Source organism: Labrys miyagiensis, from assembly GCF_030160835.1.
GTDB classification, from domain to species: Bacteria; Pseudomonadota; Alphaproteobacteria; order Rhizobiales; family Labraceae; genus Labrys; species Labrys miyagiensis.
In genome coordinates this window covers 252,023-274,671 of record NZ_BSPC01000069.1, presented here as the reverse complement: position 1 = coordinate 274,671, position 22,649 = coordinate 252,023, and the positions used below count along the sequence as shown (strand labels likewise).

Sequence of the window (22,649 nt, the reverse complement as noted above, 5' to 3'; positions counted from 1 at the left end):
TGAACCAGCACGTCACAGAAAAAGGCGGAGCGTCTGTCACGGGCGCCCCGCCTTTTCCTTTTATCTCCCCGTTTCAAGAGCGGACTGGAGGTCCGCGTTCCCAGCCTACCCCTCCACCCGCGCGAACCTTTGTTCGGGGATGACCGAGTACCAGCCCGGCCGCCCCGGATCGCGGTCATAGGTGTAGCCGCCGACCTCGCGATAGTGTTCGGCATATTTGGCGAGCTTCTCGCGGTCGAGCTCGACGCCGAGCCCCGGTCCCTGCGGCAAGGCGATGGCGCCGTCGACATAGCGCAGTGGCCCGCCGGCGATGATGTCGTCGGTGAGATGATGGTAGTGGGCATCCGCCGCGAAGGAGAGGTTGGGCAGCGCCGCCCCCAGATGCAGCATCGAGGCGAGCTGGATGCCGAGTTCGCCGGACGAATGCACCGCCGCGCCATATTGGAAGGCTTCGAGCACCGTGCCCGCCTTGTGGGCCTGGCGCAGGCCGCCCCAGAAGGTGGTGTCGAGCAGGATGACATCGACGGCTTCAAGGCGGATATTGGTGGCGAGCTGCTCGAAATTCACCACCACGGTGTTGGTGGCGGTGGGAATACGCACCAGGCTGCGCAGGCGCCGCATGCCTTCGAGACCCCAGGTCGGATCCTCGAAATAATCGTTGTTGAGGTGCTCGATGGCGCGGCCGACGCGCACCGCCTCCTCCACCGACCAGGCGGCGTTAGGGTCGAGGCGCAGCTTGTCGCGCGGAAAGGCGGCGGCGAGCGCCCGATAGGTCTCGATGTCGTGGTCGGGCGCGAAATAGCCGCCCTTCAGCTTGTGGGTCTTGAAGCCGTAGCGGGTCTTGAGGTCGTTGGTGTGCGCCACGATGGCATCGGGCGTCACTTCGCCGCCCTTGCCGGTCTCCTCGTTGAGGTAGCGGTAGAAGATGTAGCTGGCGAAAGGGATGGTGTCGCGGATGGCGCCGCCGAGGAGATCGCAGGCGCGGATGCCGAGCTTCTTGCCGGCAGCGTCCATGCAGGCCATCTCGATGGCGGCATGCAGTTGCATGCGGTTGTTGTAGAGCGAGGCGGTGGGATTCATGATCTTCCAGCGCAACTGCTCGAGTTGCAGGGGATCATGGCCCTTGAGATAGTGCAGCAGCGAGCGCACGGCGGCTTCGGCGGATTCCCCGCCCCCGCCCATCTCGCCAAGCCCGACGATGCCCTCGTCGGTGACCACCTCGACGATAGTGCGGATGAAGCGGCCCCAATGCGCGCCCGCCGCATGGCGCAAGGGCGCCTCAAGCGGTACGGCGACAGTGGTGGCCTTGAGGTCGACGATCTTCATCGGAATACCTTTTGAACGAAGCAATAAAGCCTGGAGCTGCTCATCCGCCGGTCTCCGGAGCGAGGCCGCCGACGAAATGTTTCTGCAAGGGCAGGAAGAGCGGCGGCGCGAGCGGGGCGATGATCGGCGTGGCGGTGATCATGGTTGGCGCATGAGCCTCGCCGTAGAGGCTCTGCACGCCGAGCAGGCAACCTGCACGGAGCGGGCCTGCGGCCAGCGGCGGGATCGGGCCGGACTTGGTGTCGTGAATGCCGAACACGACATGGCTCTTGAACAGCGGGATCGGATACATCTGCAGAGGGAAGACGGTGCCGAAGGCAGCGAAGGAGGTCGGTGCTTGCGCTTCGGCCGCTCCTGATGTCGGGCAGGCCGCTGGGGCCTGCCTGACGCATGTCGGATCGGTTCGGCCTATTGCGGCCGGGTGCCGAAATTGTCGAGCACCTGCAGGATGGTGCGCAGATGCATCGTCATTGCCGCCGCCGTCGCCTGCTCGTCGCGCGCGGCAAGGCCCGCGAGGATATCGCGGTGCTCGGCTATGATGGTGTTCGGACGGTTCGGCCAGTTCACGGTGACGAAGCGCAGCCGATTGAGATGGGTCTTGACGTCCTCGAGCTCCTCATGGGCAGCGAGGCAGTCGGCCGTCTCGAAGATGCGGCGATGGAAGACTTCGTCCAGCTCGTAGACGCGGCGCATATCCTTGCGGATCGCTGCGAATTCCTGCTCGTCCAGGATAGAGGAGAGCGCTTCCAGGTCTTCCGGGCTCGCCATGCGGCAGGCACGGCGGCAAATCTCCACCTCGACGACTTCGCGGATCAACTGGGCCGCGCGCACCTTCTCGATGCGGATTGGAGCGACCAGCGTGCCGCTCTGCGGGAAGATGTCGACGAGACCCAGGCTCGAAAGGCGGAGCAGGGCTTCGCGGACCGGCGTGCGCGAAACATTGAGGCTGGCAGCTATCTCGGCTTCGCGGATCGGCTGCTGTGGCTTGAGCGTACCCAGAACAATATCGTTTCGCAGCATCTCATAGACATTGGCTGCAGTGGACCGGGGCCTGACGCTTGTCTGTCTTGTTGTATCCAGCATGGCTCAGCTCGTTCTCGGAGAATTTCCCACTCCCGTTTGATGCACTAATATATTAGTGCATTTGTATTTTGCAAGTCCGAATTCCGAGTTTGCAAAAAAAGCAATTTGTCTGACCACCGAGGCGCTCGGCGAGAACATCATCGCCGTGTTGCGTCAGACCGTTTTTGGGGCATACTTCGCGGCGGACATGGCTTCATCTGTTTGTTGTGAAAGCCATAAAATGCAGTAAATTCAGGGGGATGCGGTCCATGACAGCCAACGGGGAGTTCGTGACGGCGACGGCGGACGGCATCAGCGTGACGCTGGACCTTGCGGTGGGGCACATCCGCTCGCTCGTCGTGGAGCGAGGCGGCCGGGAGATTGCACCGCTGCATCGCGCGCCGTGGATCGAGGAGGCGCAAGAGCCCGACACGCCGGCCCATCTCGCCCGCCTCTCGGGCGACTTCCTTTGCGCGCCCTTCGGCCTCAGCGACATCGATGGCTCGCCGGCTCATGGCTGGCCGGCCAATTCGTCCTGGAAACATCTCGAGACGCGGTCGATCGAGGGCGGCAGCGTCGCCCGCTTCGAACTCGAAAAACAGGTGATGGGCGCGCGCGTCACCAAGGAGTTCACGGTGCGGGACGGCCATCCCTTCCTCTACCAGCGCCATCTCTTCTCGGGTGGCGAGGGCGCGGTCTCTGTCGGGCTTCACATGATGGTGTCGCTACCCCAGGGCGGGCATCTGAGCTTCTCGCCCAAGCGTTTCATCGAGACGCCGGTCGATCCGCAGGAGGCCGACCCGGCCAGGGGCCGTTCGCTCCTCGCCTATCCCGCGCATTTCCAGGACCTGAAGAAGGCGCCGCGAGCCGATGGCGGCACCGCCAACCTCGTCTGCTATCCCTTCGACCGCAATTACGAGGATTGCGTGATGATGCCGGAAGTGCCCGGCCGCGCCTTCGCCTGGGGCGCGGCGCTGCGCCATCGCGAGCACGATCTCGTGCTGAGCCTCAAGCGTCCGGAGGATTTTCCCTCGACGCTGCTGTGGATGAGCAATGGCGGGCGCTATTACAGCCCCTGGAACAGCCGCCATCGCGGCGTGCTGGGGCTGGAGGAGGTGCGGAGTTACCTTCTGTCCGGCCACAAGGCCTCGATCGCGCCGAACCCTTTCAGCGATCAGGGCATTCCCACCTCGATCGGCCTGACGGCGGATGGCGAGGTCGATCTCAGGCAGGCCACCGGCATCATGCCGGTGCCGGCGAGCTGGGACCGGGTTACCGACGTGGAGGTTCGCGGCAAGACGCTGGCCGTGCTGTCCGATAATGACGAGTTCAGCGTGCCCTATGATCCCGATTTCATCCTGCATGCCTGAGCTAGAGCAATATGCGTTTGGGTGAAAACGCTATTTTGCTCTAACTCTTTGTTTCGACGCGTTTTTGCGATTCTTGACGATTCCATCAGATCGCAAAACGCTTTAGGCAAAAGAAAAGGCCGGTGCGGGCCCGGCCTTCACTGACTTCAGGAAGAGTATCTCAGCGGCGTGCGACGGCGTTGTAGACCACCAGCACGATGATCGCGCCGGCGATGGCAATGAGGATACTGCCGATATTCAGGCCATCAACACCGCCCATGCCGAGCAGCGTAGCGATATAGCCGCCGACGATCGCACCGACGACGCCGATCACGATGTCCAGCAGCAGGCCGGAGCCCGACTTGTTCACGACCTTGCTGCCGATGAAGCCAGCGATCAGACCGAGGATGATCCAGGACAGAATACCCATATTTGCTCCCTCTGTGGTGCCGGGTGACACCCACGAATCTTACCATCATTTGATCGGGGCGGCACAACTTCTTTTCGCAAGGGGATGCTGCCGTAACGCAAGGGAAGTGGCAGAAATTTTTTTGCCACGATCATCATTGTAAAGTGCTTGTCGCAGGGTGCAGGATACACAACATTGGAGACGACCGCGACGAGCGGCGCCCCTTATCTCGAGGAGACGCAAGATGGGCTTTTTCGACAACGCCGTGAACAATGCCGTGCCGGATGGCAATATCGCCAAGCCGCTGATCATCGCGGCCGGCGCTTTGCTGCTCGCCAGGATGCTGCATGGCGGCAGCAGCGCCAGCCCGGATAATACGCAGGCTTCCATTCCAGCGCCGATTCCCGATCCGGTCCCTGCGCCCGCTCCTGCTCCCTCGGCGCCGCAGGCCGGTACCGATGACGGCGGCCTGCTCGGCGGCCTCGGCGGTCTCCTGCAAAAGTTCCAGCAGGCTGGCCAGGGCGACGTACTCAACTCCTGGATCGGCGGCGGCCAGAATCAGTCGATCTCGCCCGGCACGCTCGGCCAGGTGCTCGGCTCGCAGACGGTGCAGGATATCGCCCAGAAGGCAGGCATCAACCCAAACGATCTGCTGGGCCAGCTTGCCCAGCATTTGCCGGAGATCATCAACCAGCTGACCCCGAACGGCCGCCTGCCCACGCAGGGCGAAGTCGGACGGTAAACCTGGGAGCCACCCCGGGAGCGCGGACGTCTCGTCCGCTCTTGAAACGGTACGATGTCCAAGAGGGTGCGATCGTCGATGACGGTCGTGCCCTTTCTCTTTTCGGAGGCGTTTCAAGAGCGGACGAGACGTCCGCGCTCCCAGGAAGAGGCGTCCGCGCTCCCAGCACATAAAGAAATCCTTATATCCTTATTGCCGCCGCTTGCGGCCTGTGCTAGACGCGCCGCCATATTCAAACGCGGAAAGCCCCGATGAGCAGCAAAGACTACATCGTCAAGGACATGAGCCTGGCCCCCTGGGGCCGCAAGGAAATCGAGATCGCCGAGACCGAGATGCCGGGCCTGATGGCCACGCGCGAGGAATATGGTCCGCGCCAGGTGCTCAAGGGCGCCCGTATCGCCGGCTCGCTGCACATGACGATCCAGACCGCGGTGCTGATCGAGACGCTGAAGGCTCTCGGCGCCGATGTGCGTTGGGCCTCCTGCAACATCTATTCGACCCAGGACCATGCCGCCGCCGCCATTGCCGCCGCCGGCACGCCGGTCTTCGCCGTGAAGGGCGAGAGCCTGGAAGAGTATTGGGAATATACCCACAAGATCTTCGAGTGGGCCGATGGCGGCACCCCGAACCTGATCCTCGACGATGGCGGCGACGCTACCATGTTGATGCATCTGGGCCTGCGCGCCGAGAAGGGCGACGTCGCCTTCCTCGAGACCGCCGACAATGAAGAGGCGGAAGTGCTCTTCGCGGCGATCAAGAAGCGGCTCACCACCCATCCGGGCTGGTACACCAAGAATGCTCTCGCCATCACCGGCGTGACGGAAGAAACCACCACGGGCGTGCATCGCCTCTATGAGATGGCCAAGAAGGGCACGCTGCTCTTCCCCGCCATCAACGTGAACGACTCGGTCACCAAATCGAAGTTCGACAACCTCTATGGCTGCCGCGAGTCGCTGGTCGATGGCATCCGCCGCGGCACCGACGTGATGATGGCCGGCAAGGTCGCCATGATCGCCGGCTATGGCGACGTGGGCAAGGGCTCGGCCGCCTCGCTGCGCAACGCCGGTTGCCGTGTCATGGTTTCGGAAGTCGATCCGATCTGCGCTTTGCAGGCGGCGATGGAAGGCTATGAGGTCGTGACCATGGAGCAGGCCGCCCCGCGCGCCGACATCTTCGTCACCGCCACCGGCAATGTCGATGTCATCACGCTCGACCATATGCGCGCCATGAAGGACCGCGCCATCGTCTGCAACATCGGTCACTTCGATAGCGAGATCCAGGTCGCCGGCCTGCGCAACCTGAAGTGGACCAATGTGAAGCCGCAGGTTGACGAGATCCAGTTCGCCGATGGCCACCGCATCATCCTGCTCTCGGAAGGGCGCCTGGTGAATCTTGGCAACGCCACTGGCCATCCCTCCTTCGTGATGTCGGCTTCCTTCACCAACCAGACGCTGGCGCAGATCGAGCTGTGGACCAATCCGGGCCAGTACGGCAAGCAGGTCTACACCCTGCCCAAGCATCTCGACGAGAAGGTCGCCTCCCTGCATCTGGCCAAGGTCGGCGCCAATCTCACCAAGCTCAGCGAGAAGCAGTCGGCCTATATCGGCGTCGACCAGAACGGCCCGTTCAAGCCGGAACTCTATCGCTACTGAGGTCGCTCCCGTCTCGCGTTCGCGACGCTTACGAACCCTCTCCGCCCCCACGGAGAGGGTTTTTGTTTGGGCGTGGCGATGCGAGCAACCGTGGGCTGCCCCAGCGATACGGCTGACCACCTTAAATGTTTCGATGATTTTCGGCTGCTTCCCAGGGAGAGACAAGCTCTGCCTGCCTACCACCAAAGCCTCTCCTGGCCTTTCCCAAGACTTGTCGGCCGGCGCCAAAACTTGGGGTGAATGTGATCAACTGCCCATCACGAATTCGTGTGGGCCGTTTCGGAAACATTCTCTTCACACAGTCGCTGCATTTTGCCGCAATCATGCACGTATGACGTTTGCTGCCGTGGATTGCGTGGAGGATGTCGTTGCAATGAAAGGGGGGAGGCGGTGCCTGCCCGGACCAGTGTTGACGACCTGATGGCGGGCCGATGAAGCGTCTTTTCAATTTCGTACTCATTCTTGTCTTGCTGGGGGGCCTAATCTGGTGGCAGCGCGCCACCGTGGTGCCCTGGGTGGCGAAGACCCTTCCCGGCAGCGAGGCCTATATCGCCAAGGTGCCCTTCCTCGCCGGCGCACTGCACCCTGCCGATGCACAGCAGGCCGCTTCCGATGCCGGCGGCCGTTCCCGCCGCTCCAACAGCCCCGTTCCCGTGATTCTCGCCACCGCAGGGACCAAGCAATTGCCGATCGTGATCGATGCCGTCGGCACCGCCACGCCCTATGCCTCGATCCAGATCCGTACCCGCATCGACAATACGGCGGTGACGAGCGTGCGCGTGGCCGAGGGCGCCGAGGTCAAGCAGGATGATATCCTGTTCACGCTCGATGACCGCACCATCAAGGCCCAGATCAGCCAGATCGAGGCGCAGATCGTTAAGGACCAGGCCCAGATTGCCCAAGCGCAGATCGACCTCGGCCGTGCCAACGACCTCTTGAGCCGCAATGCCGGCGCCGCCACCACCCGCGACACCGCCGCCACCGCCCTCAAGATGGCGCAGGCCCAGCTCCAGGCCGACCAGGCCTCCCTCGACTCGGCGAAGGCGACACTCGACTATACGGTGATCCGCGCGCCCGTGCCCGGCCGCATCGGCTCGATCCCGGTCAAGCCGGGCTCGACGGTACGCACCTCCGACAGCGCACCGCTCGCCACGCTCAACCAGCTCGATCCGGCCGTTGCCGCCTTCTCGATCCCGCAGGACCGGCTCAGCGAATTGCGCGAGGCTATGACACGTGGGCCCGTGCGGGTCGACGTCACCACCGGCAAGCACACGCTGACGGGCGCGGTGACCTTCATCGAGAACAATGTCGATCCTTCCACCGGTACCGTGCTGATCAAGGCCGACATCCCCAACCCGTCGGAAATCCTGTGGGCCGGCGTCTTCGTCAATGTACAGGTGATCTTCCCCGGGACGACGCCCCAGGTGGTGGTGCCCAATGCGGCCGTGCAGATCGGTCAAAAGGGTAATTATGTCTTCGTGGTGAAAGATGGTAAAACCGCCTCGCTTCGGCCTGTGGCGGTTGCGCGCGTCGCTGGAAGCGATGCCGTGCTGACCAGCGGCGTGGATGACGGCGAGCAGGTGGTCATCGACGGCACATTGCGGCTGATCGACGGCGCAACCGTTTCCATCGCCACCGCCGCCAAAAGCTGACGCCGGGGGACAGCCGAATGCTCTCAGAGATTTGCATCCGACGCCCGGTCGCCACCATCCTCCTGATGGTCGCCTTTGTCGCTGCCGGCTGGTTCGGCTACCGGCAACTACCGGTCGCGGCCGTACCGCGCGTCGACTTTCCCACCATCCAGGTCACGGCCACGCTGCCTGGCGCCAGCCCGGAGACGATGGCCTCCTCGGTGGCGTCCATTCTCGAAAAGCAGTTTTCGGCGATCTCCGACATCAGCCAGATGTCCTCGACGTCGACCCTCGGCTCCACGCAGATCGTGCTGCAGTTCGGCCTGAGCCGCAACATCGACGGCGCCGCGCTCGACGTGCAGGCGGCCATGACCACGGCCCAGCGCCACATGCCGCCGGAGATGACCACGCCGCCGAGCTTCAGGAAGGTCAATCCGGCCGACCAGCCGGTGCTGTTCCTGGCGCTGACCTCCGACCAGGTCCGCATGTCGGACATCGACCGCTTCGCCCAGTCGAACATCGTGCCGTTACTCTCGACCCTGCCGGGCATCGCGCAGGTCAACATCTTCGGCTCCCAGCAATATGCCGTGCGCGTGGAGGCCAATCTCGACCAGCTCACCGCCCGCGGCATGACGCTGGACGATCTCAGCAAGGCGATCGCCTCGGCCAATTCGAACACGCCGGTCGGCAACACCCAGACCAATGGGCGCAACATCATCCTCGATGCCACCGGGCCGATCCGCTACGCCAAGGGCTATATGCCCATCGTCATCACCTCCAAGAACGGCGCGCCGGTGCTGTTGCAGGATGTGGCGCAGGCCGTCGACAGCGTCGAGAACAACCAGACCGCCAGCTGGCGCAACGACACCCGCGGCATCGTGCTCGCCATCCAGCGCCAACCCGACGCCAATACCGTCGAGGTGGTGGATTCGATCAAGGAGGCGTTGCCGAAGATCCAGGCCACGCTGCCCGTCGGCGTGAACCTGGACGTGATGCTCGATCGCTCGACCTCGATCCGCCACGCGGTGGAGGATGTCGAGTTCACGCTGCTGCTCTCCATCCTGCTGGTGACGATCGTCATATATTTCTTCCTGCGCAGCCTCAGGGCGACGCTGATTCCCGCCATCGCCCTGCCGATCTCGCTGGTCGGCACCTTCGCGGGCATGTATGCGCTGGGCCTGTCGATCGACAATATCTCGCTGCTGGCACTGACCTTGTGCGTGGGCTTCGTGGTCGACGATGCCATCGTCATGCTGGAAAACATCGTCCGCCATGTGGAACTGGGGCAGAAGCCCTTCGCCGCGGCCCTGATCGGCTCCCGCGAGGTCGGCTTCACCATCCTGTCGATGACGATGTCGCTGATCGCCGTGTTCATCCCGGTGATCTTCATGGGCGGCATCATCGGCCGCATGTTCTCGGAATTCGGCTATGTCATCGGCCTCGCCATCCTGATCTCCTGCGTGGTTTCGCTGACGCTCACGCCGATGCTGTGCTCGCGGCTGATCCAGGAGCATGACGAGCACAACAAGGGCTGGTTCCTGCTGCGCTGGTTCGACCTGTTCTTCACCAGCCTGACCAAGGGCTACCAGGCGAGCTTGCGCTGGGCCGTGAATGCGCCGGCGCTGATGCTGACGATCACGCTGGCGACCTTCGTCGTCACCGGCATCATGTTCGTGAACATCCCCAAGGGCTTCTTCCCGCAGGAAGATGCGGGCCTTATCTCGATCTCGACGGTCGGCCCGGACGACGTCTCCTTCGATGCCATGGCGGCGCGCCAGCAGGCCGTGGTGGCCGAGCTGCGCAAGGATCCCGATGTCTTCTCGATCATCTCCAGCATCGGCGGCGGCGCTTCGAGCCAGCTCAGTTCCGGCCGCATGTTCATGCAGCTGCGCGACAAGCCGGCCCGCAAGGACAAGATCGACGTCGTGATCCGGCGCCTCGGCGAGGAGGCCGCCAAGGTGCCCGGCATCAGCACCTATTTCCAGGCGGTTCAGTCGATCAATATCGGCGCCACTTCTTCGCGCAGCCAGTATCAATACGCGCTGATGTCGCCCGACATCGATGAACTGCGCGCCAGCGCCCAAAAGGTGGAAGCGCGCATGGCGCAGATCCCGGGCATCAGCGGCGTCAACTCCGACCTGCAGATCAAGGCCCGCGATGCCGTGGTCGAGATCGACCGCAACAATGCCGCCAAGCTGGGCGTCACCGTCGACCAGATCCGCTCCATCCTTTATTCGGCCTACGGCACCAACCAGGTCTCCACCATCTATGCGCCCGAGAACACCTATGAGGTGATCCTGGAGGCGAGCGACGCCTATTCCTCGACCCAGGACATGATGCGCAAGCTCAACGTCCGCTCGACCTCGGGCGCGCTGATCCCGCTCGACAGCGTGGCGAATATCGTGGAGAAGCCGGCGGCGGTCTCGCTGTCCCATATCGGGCAGCTGCCTTCGGTGACGATCTCCTTCAACCTGCAGCCGGGCGTCGCCCTCAGCCAGGCGGTGGCCGAGATCGAGAAGGCCACGAAGGAGCTCAACGTTCCCGCCTCGATCTCCACGCAGTTCCAGGGCACGGCACAGCAGTTCCAGGATTCGCTCTCCGGCATGCCCTTCCTGCTGTTTGCGGCGGTGCTGGTGGTCTACATCCTGCTCGGCATCCTCTATGAAAGCTTCATCCACCCGCTCACCATTCTCTCTGGCATCCCGACCGCGGGCATCGGTGCGCTGCTGACGCTGCAGCTCTTCGGCCTGGAACTGTCGATCATCGCCATGATCGGCCTGATCATGCTGATCGGCATCGTCAAGAAGAACGCCATCATGATGGTGGATTTCGCGGTGGAGCGCCGCGCGGCGGGCGCCTCGGCCAAGGAGGCGATCGTCGAGGCGGCGGTGCTGCGCTTCCGCCCGATCATGATGACTTCGTTCGCCGCCATCCTCGGCGCCCTGCCGATCGCGCTGGGCCAGGGCGCGGGCGCCGAGCTGCGCCAACCGCTCGGCGTCGCGGTGGTCGGCGGCCTGATGGTCTCGCAGCTGCTGACGCTCTACATCACGCCCGTGGTGTATCTCGCCATGGACTATATCTCCGGCCTGTTCGGCGCCAGCCCGGACAGGGTGCCGGCCCGCGACCACGCCGTCCTGCCCGAACCCGAGCAGCACGATCCGCGCCCGGAAACGCTGCCGGGACAGGCCGAGCCCGATCGCGAGGTCGCCAAAAAGAAGGGCGGCCTGATGGCCGCGGCGGAGTAACGGTGCGGAGGACGAAACGGCGTCGAAGGGCGCAGCGTGAAGCCTCCCCCAGCTTCGTGGGGGAGGCTTCACGCTGTGCCCTTCGCCAAAACGCCCGCCTCTGCTATGAGCACCCCCGGGCCATTCGCCCGTTGGGGATTTCGTTCGTTCATGCGTTTGAAGGCGCTCTGCCGTATCGTCGCCGTCGGCCTGCTCGCTCTGCCGCTGATCCCGCTGCAATGGCTGGCGGTGCGCTGGAACTGGAGGCTGGCTCGCGGCCTGCCAGTGTTCTTCCATCGCTGCGTGCTCGCCATCATCGGCGTGAAGGTTGCCGTCACCGGCAGGGAGGCTCGCGAACGCCCGCTGCTCATCGTCGCCAATCACGTTTCCTGGCTCGACATCGTGGTGCTCGGCTCGCTGGCACCGCTCTCCTTCATCGCCAAGAGCGAGGTGGCAGGCTGGCCGGTGATCGGCCTGTTCGCCAGGCTCCAGCGCTCCATCTTCATCGAGCGCGACCGCCGCCACAAGACGGGCGAGGTCACGGCCGCGATTGCCGCCAGGCTCCGGGCCGGCGATGCCATGCTGCTGTTCGGCGAGGGCACCACCAGCGACGGCATCCACATCCTGCCCTTCCGCTCGGCCCTGCTGGGGGCAGCCCGCGAGGCCATGGGCGGTGGCGACACGCCGGCTTTCGTGCAGCCGCTCGCCCTGCGCTACGTCAGGCGCGGCGGCCTGCCAATCGGACGCGGCGCCATGAAGGAAGTCGCCTGGATCGGCGACGTCGACCTCGCGCCACACCTGATCGGCGTGCTTTCGGGCCCGCCGATCGACGTGGTGGTGAACTGGGGCGAGGCGCTGGCCTACGACACCGCGACAGACCGCAAGGTGCTGACGCGCAAGCTTGAGGGCGACGTGCGGGCGCTGGCGCGGAGTGTCGATCCCGCCCCTTTGGCGCGCCGAAGGGGTTAGAGATCGCCACTCCGTCTTGCGCCCCTATTTCGCGATCACGGCCGGTGCCCGGCCGCCACCGGCGCTGATGAAGGTGATGGTGTTGCCATCCTCGGTCACGTCATAGCAACTCAGATTGGGGTTCGGCGGCCAGGACGAGCAATATTGATCGCCCTTGACCTGCCAGATGCCGGGCGAGTTGCTGTTGCCCTGGCTGTAGGTGGTGCGGCCGCTCGGATCGAAATCCTGGGTCCATTCGCCGTTGTCGCTCTCGCCCTTCAGCGTGTGGCCGGAGAGCGCCTGCTTGATCTCGGCGCCGGAGAGCTTGCGCTCCTCGGCAAGCGCCGGCAGGCCGATGCCAAGGAGGGCGAGGATGAGACCGGATCGCAGCATGGGCTTCCTCTTCTTGTTCTGGAGCAAAATGCGTTCAGGTAGGAGCGAATTTCGGAATTAACTCACTGGTATCAAAAGCATTTTGCGATTCCTGGTGATTCGATCTGAAAGTAAATCGCTCTGGTGTTGCCGGATGATAGATCATTGCGCGGGAAAGGCGAGCGTACCCCCATCCTTCAGCCTGGGGTGGCGATGGCCCTCGCGAAAGCCGTCAGTGCCGCAACCACCGGTTCGGCGATTCCGGGTTCCCGAGCCATCGCCTTGGGCTCGAGCCTGGTCGCCAGCAAGGGCAGCGTGATCGAGGCTTCCTCGACGATCTCGGCCGACATCGTGCGCAGCACCAGCCTCAGCGCCGCCTGTGCCTCGCTGGCGCGCGGGGAGGCGTTGAACAGTGCGACCTTCTTGCCCGGGAATTCCGAACTGCCGACCAGCCAGTCCAGCGCATTCTTGAACGAGCCGGGGATGCCGCGCGCATATTCGGGGCAGGAGATCAGCAGCCCGTCGGCCGCCCCGATCCTGCGGCGGAGTTCGCGCACGGACTCAGGCGGCATGTCGCCGTCGAGATCCGGATTGAAATGCGGCAGGGAGCCGATGCCTTCATAGAGCGTGATGCGCAGATCGGGGGGTGCCAGCAGGGCAGCCGCCTCCAGCAGCACGGTGTTGGACGAACCGGCCCGCAGGCTGCCGGAAAGGGCAAGCAGGGTGATCATATCGGGACATCCGATGGTTGGAACTGTTCGCTGCTGGCCTTTCCGCCTCGCGGCGGCATGAGCAAATTCGTGCGGGAACAGGCTGACGATACGTGTTCCCCATCCCATCGAGGGGATCAGAATAACCACGATCAGGGGCTGGACCAGGAAAGGGAGTCGGGTAGCGGGCTCTCGTTGGCATCCTTCCTTTCGTAACGGTCTGAGGCCGGATTCTCAAACGCCGCCTGCCCACACGCTCTTGTGACCTTGCCTGCCAATCGGCGGCTGACAGGCGCACCTATGAGGCGTATTGTCGCGGGCGTAAAGGTCGCGTTCTCGTGGCTGGCTTGGTTGTGTTGGGCGCCTGCGCAGGTCGTGGCCTCTCGAAACATTCGGGAGTTGGAACATGACGATCAGAAATCCCGTCGAGTGGGGCATCGATGTTGCGCGCGGCACCGTCAATGGGGTGGGCGCCATCCGCCAGACCCTGCATCGCCCGGCGGCGCAGTTCGAGAGCACCGCGCCCGTGGTGCGTCGTATCGGCATGGGCGATCTGCGCGATGCCCTGGTGCAGGGTTTCCGGGATTTCGGCGCCTATCGAACGGACGTGATCTTCATCGGCCTGATCTATCCGCTCGCCGGCCTCGTGCTCGCCCAGCTCGCTTTCGGCAATGGCATGCTGCCGATGATCTTCCCGCTGGTCTCCGGCTTTGCCCTCATCGGCCCGGTGGCCGCCATCGGCCTTTATGAAATGAGCCGGCGCCGCGAGCAGGGGCTGGAAGTCACCTGGGCGCATTCGCTCGATGTCACCCGCTCCCCGAATTTCGGCGCCATTCTCGGGCTCAGCGCCATCCTGGCGGTGATTTTCGCGGTGTGGCTCGCCGTTGCTGCACTGGTCTATTACCTGTGCTTCGGGGCGGTCCTGCCGGTCTCGACCTCGGCCTTCATTTCGGATGTCTTCACCACCACGGCGGGCTGGACGATGATCGTCCTCGGCGTCGGCATCGGCTTCCTGTTCGCCCTCGGCGTGCTCTCCATCTCGGTGGTCTCCTTCCCGCTGCTGCTCGACCGCAAGGTTCGCGTCGGCACGGCGGTGAGGACCTCGGTGGACGTGGTGAAGACCAATCCGGTCCCGATGCTGTCATGGGGCTTCATCGTCGCGGCGTCGCTGGTGCTGGGCTCTATCCCGGCGCTGCTGGGCCTGATCGTGGCGATGCCGGTGCTGGGGCACGCGACGTGGCATCTCTATCGCAAGGCGGTCGGGTAGGGGAACGGTCGGAGATTACGCGCGACCTAAGCCTCCCCCACGAAGCTGGGGGTATCGCGCACACAGTTTGTGTGCGCTGGGACGGACGCAGTGAGGTCGGAGGGGGTGTGGTCAGGATGAAGTATGTGAAGCGAGAACTTAGTCTCGTTTCATGCGCTCTTGTCTGACCACACCCCCTCCGTCATTGCTTCGCAATGACACCTCCCCCAGCTTCGTGGGGGAGGCTTTGCGGTTGCGCCCTCTGAACCCATCTCACTTCGGCGTGGCGTCCGAGAAGTCCTGCTGGAACTGCTTCAGCTCATCCCGGGCCGCATCCGACACCGCCCAGAAATCCAGCCCCGCCTGGGTCCAGTTCAGGAGGTTGTAGCCCTCCCGTTCCTCGGCGGGTGCGGCTGCTCCAGAGGAGGGCCAGATGAAGAGGTTGATGACGTGGCCGCCGCGCCGGTAGATCAGCGTCGCCACCACCCGTCCGCTCAGATAGTCGACGCGTCCGCCCACCAGCGGGAAGCCTTTGTCCTTGAGGTCAACCACAGGCGGTGAGAAGTCGATCTTGCCGTTGAACCAGGGCTTCACCGTGTGCTGGTCCGAGGTCAACACATCGGTGAGATGGTTGGCGAGCATCGAATGCACGTGGCTGGAGACGAGCTGATCTTCAAGTGAGGGGCCGGGCTCGGGACGCACGGTCACGAACAGCAGGCAAGCCGCGAGCACGGCCGCCGAAGGCAGCAGGCTCCAGCGCGTGAAGCGGTCGAGGAAGAGGCGCCAACTCATCGCCGGCTCGCGCTGCCTCTGGGGCGCGGCGATCTCGCGCTGGAGGGCGGCGCCGATGCGGGTGCGCAGCGCCTCGGACGCCGGCCAGCGCACGCCTTCCTGGGCGATGAGGGTCTGCTGCGCCCGGATTTCATCAAGGCGCGCGGTGCAGTCGGTACAGCCGGCGAGATGTTCCTCGACCTTCAGGGCATTGGCGGCGTCCAGCTCGTCGTCAGCATAGCCGTGCAGCAGGACGTCCCAGTCGTCATGCGGTTTGTCCGGGGTGCTCATGCCGCCTCCCTAGCAGCCTGGCGGCGTTTCCAGGCTTCGGCGAAGAGGGCGCGGGCTCGCGCGAGGCGCGACATCACAGTGCCGAGGGGCGTCGTGGTCACTTCCGAGATCTCGCGATAGGAGAGGTCTTCGAGTTCGCGCAAGACCAGGATCTCGCGAAAGGTTTCGGGCAGGGCGCCGAGCACGGCGCGTACCTCGGCCGCCTGGTCGCGTTCGAGCAGGGACGATTCAGGATTGGTCTCCTCATGCGGCAGGTCGGTGCGCTCCTTCGGCTCGCCTTCTTCTGTGAGGCCGCCGTCGAGCGGTTCGGTCCGGCCGCGCTTCTGCTCCTGCCACCAGGAGTGATGGCAATTGCGTACGATGGTCAGGATCCAGGCGCGCGGAGAGCCGCCGCGATAGTCGGCGAAGCTGCGGAAGGCGCGCAGGAAAGCCTCCTGCACGATATCTTCCGCCGCGTCGGCATCCCGGCAGAGGAAGCGCGCCAGATTATGGGCGGCGTCGAGATGGGGAAGCATCATGGCCTGGAAGCGCGACAGTGCAGCGGCATCCGGGGGGGCCGCCCTGGCCCGGCCCGATGCATCAGCGCCAACCGACAGGACGGCTTGCAACCAGGAGGCAAGGCGGCCCCACAGGCGCGGCGCTGCCTGCGCCGGCCAGTTCGTCGGGCTGATGGTGGCCTGACCGATCATAGGTGCTCCCTCTCCGCGCTCAACTCTTGCACCTGCTGCGGCCGCGGATCAACTCGGGTCCGGCTTGACCGTGATCTTTCCGGTCATATGCGGATGAAGCGAGCAGAAATAGCTGAAATCGCCCGGCGTGTTGAAGGTGAAGGAGAATTTGTCGTCCGTATCCAGGGCCTTGGAGCGGAACGCCTTGTTTTCTTCCGTGACAGTATGGGGAATGTCGTCGTGATTGACCCAGGTCACCGTGGTGCCGGGTGGGACGGTGAGCTCCTGGGGAGAGAAGGTGAAGTTGTCGATGACCACCATGGCTTGAGCCACCGCCGGCTTGGCGCTGGCGGATTGGGCATCGGCGGCGCATGCTGGCGCCTGCCAGCCGGTGAGGACGGGCAGGGCAAGCAGCCCGAGATGAAGCGCAAGGACGCCGATGCGCCGGCGCAGGGGATGGGCTGGGGACGTCATGGGACAGATATCCTGTGAAGGGGGCAGCCAGATCAAAAGAAAGGCCGGAACCCGCTGGCGATGGCGGGTCGGGAGCGCCATTGAAGGGTTCCGGCCTTCTCCCGGGGCTGCCCGGAAGGGGAGTTCAGGTCAGCCGGCGAGCGGCCGGTCGATGATGGCGAGAGGCTCGCTGCCTTGCACGAAGTCGACAGTGGCGATGCCGAGCATCTTGCGCAGGTCTCCGGCGGGCACCTTCATCGGGCCGGGGGAGGGGGCGGTGCCGGGTGCCGGCTGTACGAAGGCGGTAGAGCGGGCGGTGTGAAAGGCGACGTTGCCCTCGACCTTCTGCATCACCTGGTGGATATGGCCGTTCAGCACGGTCACCGAGCCGAAGCGCTTGAGATAGCCGAGCGCCTGCGCGCCGTCGGTGGTGCCCCAACCCCACTCGGGGTAGACGGTCCAGAGCGGGATATGGGCGAAGACCACGATCGGCATCGAGGAGGACAGGCCGGCGACATCGCTCTCCAGCCATTCGAGCTGGTCGGAGCCGAGATTGCCGAGGCCCCCCGCCTTGAGATTCACGACATTGACGAGCGCGATATAGTGCACACCGTTGTGGTCGAAGCTGTACCAGCCGGCGCCGCGCGATCCCTTGCCGTAGCGGTCGAGATAGGCCTTGCCTTGGCCATCGTCGAGCAAATCATGCTCGCCGGGCACGTAGAACACGGGCATGCCGGCTTCCTTGATGAGCTGGTCGGCATTGTCGAACTCCGTATCCTTGGAGAGGTGGCTGATGTCGCCGGTATGGATCATGAAGTCCGGTTTCACCGGCAGCGCCCGGATACGGGCGATCGCCTCGCGCAGCGTGCCGAGCGCATCGGGATTGGCCGGCTTGTCGAAGCCGACATGGCTGTCGCTGATCTGCAGGAAGGTGAAGGGCTTGGTCGGCGCGTCGGCCGCCAGCGCCTTGCTCAGGCCCATGGCCTGCGGCAGGCCGCCGGCGATGGACCACAGCACACCGGTGCCAGCCCAGGTCATGCATTCGAGAAAACCACGGCGGTCGATGCCGTCTGCGTCCTTGGCGGGTGCCTCGTCAGAGATGCTCATGAGATGCTCCGAGCTCTGGTGGTGGAGCGTCCATTCGCTCCGCACAGGTCCAGACCGCGGATGGGGGGCGTTTATTCCCGGCGCGCGCGAAAAAATCTCGGAGGCTTGATTCCCAACAGGGAAAAGCAGGATGCTTCAGCCTGTTCGTGACGAGGGATCTGCCGATGACGGAAGTGCGGGTCGATACCTGGGGACCGGAAAGGCCTCAGGGTGGCGGCGGAAGCGCGGCCAATCTCGGCTGGCTCGCGATGGTTGGAGTTCTCTACGCGCTGGGAACCACGATTCCGCTCTATGGTATCGACCCACAGGCGGGCTTTGCGGCAATGACGAGCGTCGGCATGGATGCCGGGACGCGGCTCTCCATTTTCGGCCTGGGCCTGATGCCGCTGTTCATGCCGCTCGCCTTCCTGGAACTCGCAAAGCTGTTCATTCCGAGGCTGGCGCGATGGCAGGTCGCTTCCGCTCCCAACATGTTTCGGCTGAATGACTATGTCAGGTTTGCGGCGTTTGCGGCCGCCGCTCTCCAGGGCTATGGGATCGCCACGGCGATGGAGCAAATGCCAGGCGTGGTGCCGGATCCCGGCGCCGGCTTCATCGTGGCGACCATGAGTACCTATGTCGGCAGCACGGCCTTGTTGGCCTGGCTCGCAGACCGCATTTCGCTGCGCGGATTTGGCAATGGCTTCTGGCTGCTCTGGATCGTGCCCTTTGTGAACGTTCTTCCTTTTCGATCCCTCCAGCTGCTGGAACTCGCGAGAACGGGCGCAATGTCGCCGGCGGTCCTGCCAGCCTGTCTCGGCCTTCTGTTGATCAGCGGCGTGGTCATCGTGGTTGCAAACCTCGCTACGGTCGATGGGATCTTGCCGCGTGACGGGCGCGTTCCCGCTCCCTCGCTGGCATGGCGGGCACGGTTGACCACCCAGGTGCTGATCTGGCCTCCCCTTCTGGCCAATATCGTGATCGGCGTCATCGTGGCGCCGCTCTATCTCCTCTTGTCGGGTAGCGGGATGGCGCCGGGCTGGCTGCATTACGGCTCAGGGGGGCATATTTTCCTGTTCAGCGTGCTGACGCTGTTCCTGGCCTATGCCTATGCCAGAGAAGCACCGAACTGGCGGCCTGACATCGCGGAGGTCTTTGGCAGCGAAACCGAGCCGAAAGGATTGCCTGCGCCGTTTTGGCTGTTCGGCCTCATGCAGGTTGCCCTATGCACCAGCTGGGAATTGTTGGCGTCACATTCTCCAATGGACTTCTTGGCAGGCAGCAGCCTGATTACCGTCGTCACGGTGGTGATGAACTTCATCCGGCCGTGGCGGCTCCGGCTGTCATAGCGCCAGATATTCCGTCTGCACCTTCTGATCCGCCGCGAGCTCCGCCATGGTGCCGGAATAGCGGATGGCGCCGCTTTCGATGACATAGGCGCGGTCGGCGATCAGTTTCGCAAAATGCAGGTTCTGTTCCGAGAGGAGGATGGAAAGGCCCTCCCGCTTGAGAGTGATGATGGCGCGGGCCATCTCCTCGACGATCTTCGGCGCGAGGCCTTCGGAGGGCTCGTCGAGCAGCACGATGGCGGGGTTGCCCATCAAGGTGCGGGCGATGGTGAGCATCTGCTGCTCGCCCCCGCTCATCCGGCCGCCCGGCCGCCGCGGCATGGCGCCGAGATTGGGGAAGAGCTCGAAAAGGCGCGCCGGCGTCCAGGGCTTCAGCCCGGGCCGCGCCGGCTGGCGGCCAACTTCGAGGTTCTCCTCCACCGTCAGGTCGGTGAAGACGCGCCGGTCCTCCGGCACATAGCCGAGGCCGCGCCGGGCGATCTCATAGGTCGGCAGGCGGATGATATCGGCACCCTCCAGCGTGATCGTGCCGCGCCGGTCGGCCACCAGCCCCATGATCGAGCGGAAGGTGGTGGATTTGCCCGCGCCATTGCGCCCGATCAGGGCGACGACCTCGCCCTTGCCGACCTCGAGCGAGACCTGGTGCAGGATATGGGCAGGGCCGTAGAAACTGTCGAGGCCGGCAATACGCAGCATCAGCGGGCCTCCGTCTGCGGCTCGAGGCCGGCGAAGACGGTGCCGTCGCCCAGATAGACGGCCCGCACCTGCGGGTCGTTGCGCACCGTTTCGGCATCGCCTTCGGCGATCAGGCGGCCACGGTCGAGCACCAGCAGCCGGTCGGCATGCTCGAACACCACATCCATGTCGTGTTCGGTGAAGAGGATACCGATGCCGCGCTGGCGGGCGATCGCGGCGGCGAGCGCCATCATGGCGATGCGCGCGCCCGGCGCCATGCCGGCGGTCGGTTCGTCCATCAGCAGCAGGCGCGGCTCGTTGGAGAGCGCCACGGCGAGTTCCAGGCGCTTGAGGTCGCCATAGGCAAGCTCGCCGCAGGGGCGATCGGCCAGTGCCCCGATGCCGACGAGGTCGAGCAGGGCCTTGGCTTCCGCGCGCCTGAAGCCGTCGAGCCGGGTGAGGCGCCAGAGAGCAGAGCCGTGGCTGGCGAGGGCCACCTGCACATTCTCGATCACCCGCATGGACGAAAAGGTCGCGGTGATCTGGAAGGTACGGCCGACGCCGAGACGCCAGATCGCGGCCGGCTTCAGGCCCACCGTCTCGCGGCCGAACATGCGGATGGAGCCACGGTCGGGCCGGATCTGGCCGTTGATCATGTTGAAGCAGGTGCTCTTGCCGGCGCCGTTCGGCCCGATCAGCGCCACCATCTCGCCTTCAGCGACGCTGAGCGAGACATTCTTCACTGCCTCCACCCCGCCATAGGATTTGGCGAGGCCGGTGATCTCCAGGAGCGCGCTCATGGCCTGATCTCCCGGCGCGGCAGCAGGTCCCGCAGTCCGGCGAGCCCGCTGGGCAGCGCCACGACGGCGGCGATGATGACCAGGCCGATGGCGAGCCTGGAATAATCGGTCTCGCTCATCAGCCAGGTCGAGAGCGCCTTGTAGACGCCAGCGCCGAACACCGAGCCGGAGACGCTGCCCATGCCGCCGAGCAGCACCATCACGAGTCCATCGACGGAATTGGTGACGCCGAAGGCGTCGGGAAACACGCTGCCCTTGAGAAAAGCGAACAGGGCGCCGGAGATGCCGGCCAGCGTGCCGGCGAGCACGAAGGCGCCCCATTGCACCGGCGCGCGCCGAATGCCGACCGCCTCGGCGCGCAGGTCGGAATCGCGGATGGCGCGCAGCATGAAGCCGAAGGGGGCGAAGGTGGCAAAGCGCAGCAGCGCCACGCCCGCCACGGCGAGGATCAGCGCGAGTTCGTAGAAGGCCCACGGCTTGGCGGCCCATGGCGAGGGCCAGACGCCGAGGATGCCATTGTCGCCGCCGGTGACATCGACCCATTGCGAGGCGATCGACCAGCAGATCTGCGCGAAGGCAAGGCTCAGCATGGCGAGGTAGACACCGGAAAGCCTGACCGCAAAACCCGCGAAGAGGATGGCGCCGGCCAGCGCCAGGAGCGGCGCCACGACGAGCGCGGCCTCCATCGGCCAGCCCAGCAGGGTCACCAGCAAGGCGGCGCCATAGCTGCCGAGGCCGAAGAAGGCGGCATGGCCGAAGGAGACCAGGCCGCCCACCGAGATCAGGAATTGCAGGCTGGCGGCATAGAGCACGAAGATGGCGATCTCGCTGCCGACCGAAAGCATATAAGGGCCGGCCACCAGCGGCAGGAGCGCGGCGATTAGGACGAAGCCTGCTACAGCGAGGCGTCCCTGCAGGCGCATCGGCCGCCAGGGCTCGATGGAGACGCCGAGCGTGCTGCGCGGCGTGCCGGTCGGCTTGCCGAACAGGCCCCAGGGTCTCACCACCAGCACCACCGCCATCACCAGGAAGATCAGCACGATCGAGATCTTAGGGAAGGCGAGGATGCCGAAGGCGTTGAGTTCGGAGATCAGGATGGCAGCGATGAGCGCGCCGAACACGCTGCCGAGCCCGCCCGTCACCACGACGATGAAGGCCTCGACAATGATGGCGAGGTCCATCTGGTGGGTGACGGCATCGCGCGGGATCTGCAGAGCGCCGCCAAGCGCGGCTAGGGCGACGCCCAGCATGAACACGCCGGTGAACAGCCATTTCTGGTTGACGCCGAGGGCGGCGACCATGTCGCGGTCCTGCGTCGCGGCGCGCACCAGGATGCCCCAGCGCGTGCGGTTGAAGAGGAGCCAGATGAGGCCAAGCACGATCGGCGAGATGGCGATCAGGAAGAGGTCGTAGGTCGGGATGGCATGGCGGGCGATCTCCACGGCGCCCGCAAGGCCCGGCGCGCGGGGGCCGAGCAGGTCGTCGGGGCCGAAGACGAGCACCACCAGGTCCTGCACCACCAGGGTGACGCCGAAGGTCGCGAGCAGCTGGAAGAGTTCGGGGGCGCGGTAGATATGGCGCAGCAGCGTCATCTCCAGCAGGCCGCCGAGCACCGCGACGATCACGACGGCGGCCAGTATCGCTCCCCAGAAGCCGAGCGCGCCGGACCATTGGTTGGCGAAGGTGCAGGCGAGATAGGCGCCCAGCATGTAGAAGGCGCCATGGGCGAAATTCACGATGCGGGTGACGCCGAAAATGATCGACAGGCCGGAGGCGACCAGAAAGAGGGAAGCGGCACCAGCGAGCCCGCTCAGGAATTGCGCGATAATGGTTCCCACAGGGGCCTCGGGATGGGTTCAGGGCGCGGCGCGTAAGCCTCCCCCAC

21 protein-coding genes are annotated in these 22,649 nt (G+C 64.7%); 8 read left to right on the top strand and 13 right to left on the bottom strand.

Annotated features, from left to right (window positions below; translation table 11 throughout):
- Positions 1 to 105: 105 nt before the first annotated feature.
- From QQL24_RS31125 to QQL24_RS31115, 3 genes are all read right to left on the bottom strand, one after another.
- Positions 106 to 1,326: an enolase C-terminal domain-like protein gene (locus QQL24_RS31125; protein ID WP_284316180.1), complete on the bottom strand. Its 1,221-nt coding sequence runs from the start codon at positions 1,324 to 1,326 to the stop codon at positions 106 to 108.
- Positions 1,327 to 1,366: 40 nt separating this feature from the next.
- Positions 1,367 to 1,585 carry a hypothetical protein gene (locus QQL24_RS31120; protein ID WP_284316179.1) on the bottom strand — a complete coding sequence of 73 codons (219 nt, stop codon included), beginning with the start codon at positions 1,583 to 1,585 and terminating at the stop codon, positions 1,367 to 1,369.
- A gap of 149 nt (positions 1,586 to 1,734) precedes the next feature.
- Complete coding sequence (locus QQL24_RS31115; protein WP_284316178.1) at positions 1,735 to 2,409, bottom strand: GntR family transcriptional regulator; 675 nt, start codon at positions 2,407 to 2,409, stop codon at positions 1,735 to 1,737.
- Positions 2,410 to 2,657: 248 nt separating this feature from the next.
- On the opposite strand from QQL24_RS31115, the gene QQL24_RS31110 reads away from it, so the two are divergent.
- Positions 2,658 to 3,758 (top strand): hypothetical protein, encoded by a 1,101-nt coding sequence (locus tag QQL24_RS31110; RefSeq protein ID WP_284316177.1) that lies wholly within the window; start codon positions 2,658 to 2,660, stop codon positions 3,756 to 3,758.
- Between the two features lie 160 nt (positions 3,759 to 3,918).
- On the opposite strand, the gene QQL24_RS31105 is transcribed toward QQL24_RS31110, so the two are convergent.
- On the bottom strand, positions 3,919 to 4,167 hold the full coding sequence (locus tag QQL24_RS31105; RefSeq protein WP_284316176.1) for a GlsB/YeaQ/YmgE family stress response membrane protein: 249 nt from the start codon (positions 4,165 to 4,167) through the stop codon (positions 3,919 to 3,921).
- 223 nt (positions 4,168 to 4,390) lie between these two features.
- Between QQL24_RS31105 and QQL24_RS31100 the strand changes: the two genes are divergently transcribed.
- The 5 genes from QQL24_RS31100 (at position 4,391) to olsA (ending at position 12,364) form a co-directional block, all read left to right on the top strand.
- Complete coding sequence (locus QQL24_RS31100) at positions 4,391 to 4,888, top strand: YidB family protein (RefSeq protein WP_284316175.1); 498 nt, start codon at positions 4,391 to 4,393, stop codon at positions 4,886 to 4,888.
- Between the two features lie 251 nt (positions 4,889 to 5,139).
- Entirely contained in the window at positions 5,140 to 6,540 is a 1,401-nt protein-coding gene (ahcY, locus tag QQL24_RS31095; RefSeq protein ID WP_284316174.1) for an adenosylhomocysteinase, read from the top strand.
- Between the two features lie 431 nt (positions 6,541 to 6,971).
- Entirely contained in the window at positions 6,972 to 8,192 is a 1,221-nt protein-coding gene (locus tag QQL24_RS31090) for an efflux RND transporter periplasmic adaptor subunit (RefSeq protein WP_284316173.1), read from the top strand.
- Positions 8,193 to 8,209: 17 nt separating this feature from the next.
- Positions 8,210 to 11,416 carry an efflux RND transporter permease subunit gene (locus QQL24_RS31085; RefSeq protein ID WP_284316172.1) on the top strand — a complete coding sequence of 1,069 codons (3,207 nt, stop codon included), beginning with the start codon at positions 8,210 to 8,212 and terminating at the stop codon, positions 11,414 to 11,416.
- A gap of 150 nt (positions 11,417 to 11,566) precedes the next feature.
- Entirely contained in the window at positions 11,567 to 12,364 is a 798-nt protein-coding gene (gene olsA / locus QQL24_RS31080) for a lyso-ornithine lipid O-acyltransferase (protein WP_284316171.1), read from the top strand.
- 24 nt (positions 12,365 to 12,388) lie between these two features.
- On the opposite strand, the gene QQL24_RS31075 is transcribed toward olsA, so the two are convergent.
- Together QQL24_RS31075 and QQL24_RS31070 are read right to left on the bottom strand one after the other, a co-directional pair.
- Positions 12,389 to 12,736 (bottom strand): hypothetical protein, encoded by a 348-nt coding sequence (locus QQL24_RS31075; RefSeq protein WP_284316170.1) that lies wholly within the window; start codon positions 12,734 to 12,736, stop codon positions 12,389 to 12,391.
- A 176-nt stretch (positions 12,737 to 12,912) separates the two neighbouring features.
- Positions 12,913 to 13,446, bottom strand: a complete 534-nt coding sequence (locus QQL24_RS31070; protein ID WP_284316169.1) for an NADPH-dependent FMN reductase — start codon at positions 13,444 to 13,446, stop codon at positions 12,913 to 12,915.
- A 385-nt stretch (positions 13,447 to 13,831) separates the two neighbouring features.
- On the opposite strand from QQL24_RS31070, the gene QQL24_RS31065 reads away from it, so the two are divergent.
- A complete protein-coding gene (locus QQL24_RS31065) occupies positions 13,832 to 14,692 on the top strand; it encodes a DUF2189 domain-containing protein (RefSeq protein ID WP_284316168.1) in 861 nt (286 codons plus the stop codon).
- A gap of 252 nt (positions 14,693 to 14,944) precedes the next feature.
- Here QQL24_RS31065 and QQL24_RS31060 read toward each other — a convergent pair whose 3' ends face one another.
- From QQL24_RS31060 to QQL24_RS31045, 4 genes are all read right to left on the bottom strand, one after another.
- Positions 14,945 to 15,733 carry an anti-sigma factor family protein gene (locus QQL24_RS31060; protein ID WP_284316167.1) on the bottom strand — a complete coding sequence of 263 codons (789 nt, stop codon included), beginning with the start codon at positions 15,731 to 15,733 and terminating at the stop codon, positions 14,945 to 14,947.
- Entirely contained in the window at positions 15,730 to 16,251 is a 522-nt protein-coding gene (locus QQL24_RS31055) for a sigma-70 family RNA polymerase sigma factor (protein ID WP_431310781.1), read from the bottom strand. Before QQL24_RS31055 ends, QQL24_RS31060 begins: the two co-directional genes overlap by 4 nt.
- A gap of 219 nt (positions 16,252 to 16,470) precedes the next feature.
- On the bottom strand, positions 16,471 to 16,875 hold the full coding sequence (locus QQL24_RS31050; RefSeq protein WP_284316165.1) for a cupredoxin domain-containing protein: 405 nt from the start codon (positions 16,873 to 16,875) through the stop codon (positions 16,471 to 16,473).
- Between the two features lie 129 nt (positions 16,876 to 17,004).
- The gene (locus QQL24_RS31045; RefSeq protein WP_284316164.1) at positions 17,005 to 17,961 is read right to left on the bottom strand and encodes a metallophosphoesterase family protein; all 957 of its coding nucleotides are present in this window, start codon (positions 17,959 to 17,961) and stop codon (positions 17,005 to 17,007) included.
- A 146-nt stretch (positions 17,962 to 18,107) separates the two neighbouring features.
- Between QQL24_RS31045 and QQL24_RS31040 the strand changes: the two genes are divergently transcribed.
- A complete protein-coding gene (locus tag QQL24_RS31040) occupies positions 18,108 to 19,289 on the top strand; it encodes a hypothetical protein (RefSeq protein WP_284316163.1) in 1,182 nt (393 codons plus the stop codon).
- On the opposite strand, the gene QQL24_RS31035 is transcribed toward QQL24_RS31040, so the two are convergent.
- From QQL24_RS31035 to QQL24_RS31025, 3 genes are read right to left on the bottom strand one after another with little or no spacing between them, the layout of a single operon-like run.
- Positions 19,284 to 19,988 (bottom strand): ABC transporter ATP-binding protein, encoded by a 705-nt coding sequence (locus QQL24_RS31035; RefSeq protein ID WP_431310780.1) that lies wholly within the window; start codon positions 19,986 to 19,988, stop codon positions 19,284 to 19,286. The genes QQL24_RS31040 and QQL24_RS31035 overlap by 6 nt on opposite strands.
- Positions 19,985 to 20,764 carry an ABC transporter ATP-binding protein gene (locus QQL24_RS31030; protein WP_284316161.1) on the bottom strand — a complete coding sequence of 260 codons (780 nt, stop codon included), beginning with the start codon at positions 20,762 to 20,764 and terminating at the stop codon, positions 19,985 to 19,987. The genes QQL24_RS31035 and QQL24_RS31030 overlap by 4 nt, the downstream gene beginning before the upstream one ends.
- Positions 20,761 to 22,602 carry an ABC transporter permease gene (locus tag QQL24_RS31025; protein WP_284316160.1) on the bottom strand — a complete coding sequence of 614 codons (1,842 nt, stop codon included), beginning with the start codon at positions 22,600 to 22,602 and terminating at the stop codon, positions 20,761 to 20,763. The genes QQL24_RS31030 and QQL24_RS31025 overlap by 4 nt, the downstream gene beginning before the upstream one ends.
- Positions 22,603 to 22,649 lie beyond the last annotated feature (47 nt).

Bases quoted from the DNA above. Each gene is read 5' to 3' on its own strand.
- QQL24_RS31125 (WP_284316180.1), bottom strand. From the start codon at position 1,326: ATGAAGATCGTCGACCTCAAGGCCACCACTGTCGCCGTACCGCTTGAG.
- QQL24_RS31105 (WP_284316176.1), bottom strand. From the start codon at position 4,167: ATGGGTATTCTGTCCTGGATCATCCTCGGTCTGATCGCTGGCTTCATC.
- QQL24_RS31075 (WP_284316170.1), bottom strand. From the start codon at position 12,736: ATGCTGCGATCCGGTCTCATCCTCGCCCTCCTTGGCATCGGCCTGCCG.
- QQL24_RS31090 (WP_284316173.1), top strand. From the start codon at position 6,972: ATGAAGCGTCTTTTCAATTTCGTACTCATTCTTGTCTTGCTGGGGGGC.
- QQL24_RS31115 (WP_284316178.1), bottom strand. From the start codon at position 2,409: ATGCTGGATACAACAAGACAGACAAGCGTCAGGCCCCGGTCCACTGCA.
- QQL24_RS31110 (WP_284316177.1), top strand. From the start codon at position 2,658: ATGACAGCCAACGGGGAGTTCGTGACGGCGACGGCGGACGGCATCAGC.
- olsA (WP_284316171.1), top strand. From the start codon at position 11,567: ATGCGTTTGAAGGCGCTCTGCCGTATCGTCGCCGTCGGCCTGCTCGCT.
- QQL24_RS31045 (WP_284316164.1), bottom strand. From the start codon at position 17,961: ATGAGCATCTCTGACGAGGCACCCGCCAAGGACGCAGACGGCATCGAC.
- QQL24_RS31030 (WP_284316161.1), bottom strand. From the start codon at position 20,764: ATGAGCGCGCTCCTGGAGATCACCGGCCTCGCCAAATCCTATGGCGGG.
- QQL24_RS31100 (WP_284316175.1), top strand. From the start codon at position 4,391: ATGGGCTTTTTCGACAACGCCGTGAACAATGCCGTGCCGGATGGCAAT.
- QQL24_RS31070 (WP_284316169.1), bottom strand. From the start codon at position 13,446: ATGATCACCCTGCTTGCCCTTTCCGGCAGCCTGCGGGCCGGTTCGTCC.
- ahcY (WP_284316174.1), top strand. From the start codon at position 5,140: ATGAGCAGCAAAGACTACATCGTCAAGGACATGAGCCTGGCCCCCTGG.
- QQL24_RS31085 (WP_284316172.1), top strand. From the start codon at position 8,210: ATGCTCTCAGAGATTTGCATCCGACGCCCGGTCGCCACCATCCTCCTG.
- QQL24_RS31060 (WP_284316167.1), bottom strand. From the start codon at position 15,733: ATGAGCACCCCGGACAAACCGCATGACGACTGGGACGTCCTGCTGCAC.
- QQL24_RS31050 (WP_284316165.1), bottom strand. From the start codon at position 16,875: ATGACGTCCCCAGCCCATCCCCTGCGCCGGCGCATCGGCGTCCTTGCG.
- QQL24_RS31065 (WP_284316168.1), top strand. From the start codon at position 13,832: ATGACGATCAGAAATCCCGTCGAGTGGGGCATCGATGTTGCGCGCGGC.
- QQL24_RS31055 (WP_431310781.1), bottom strand. From the start codon at position 16,251: ATGATGCTTCCCCATCTCGACGCCGCCCATAATCTGGCGCGCTTCCTC.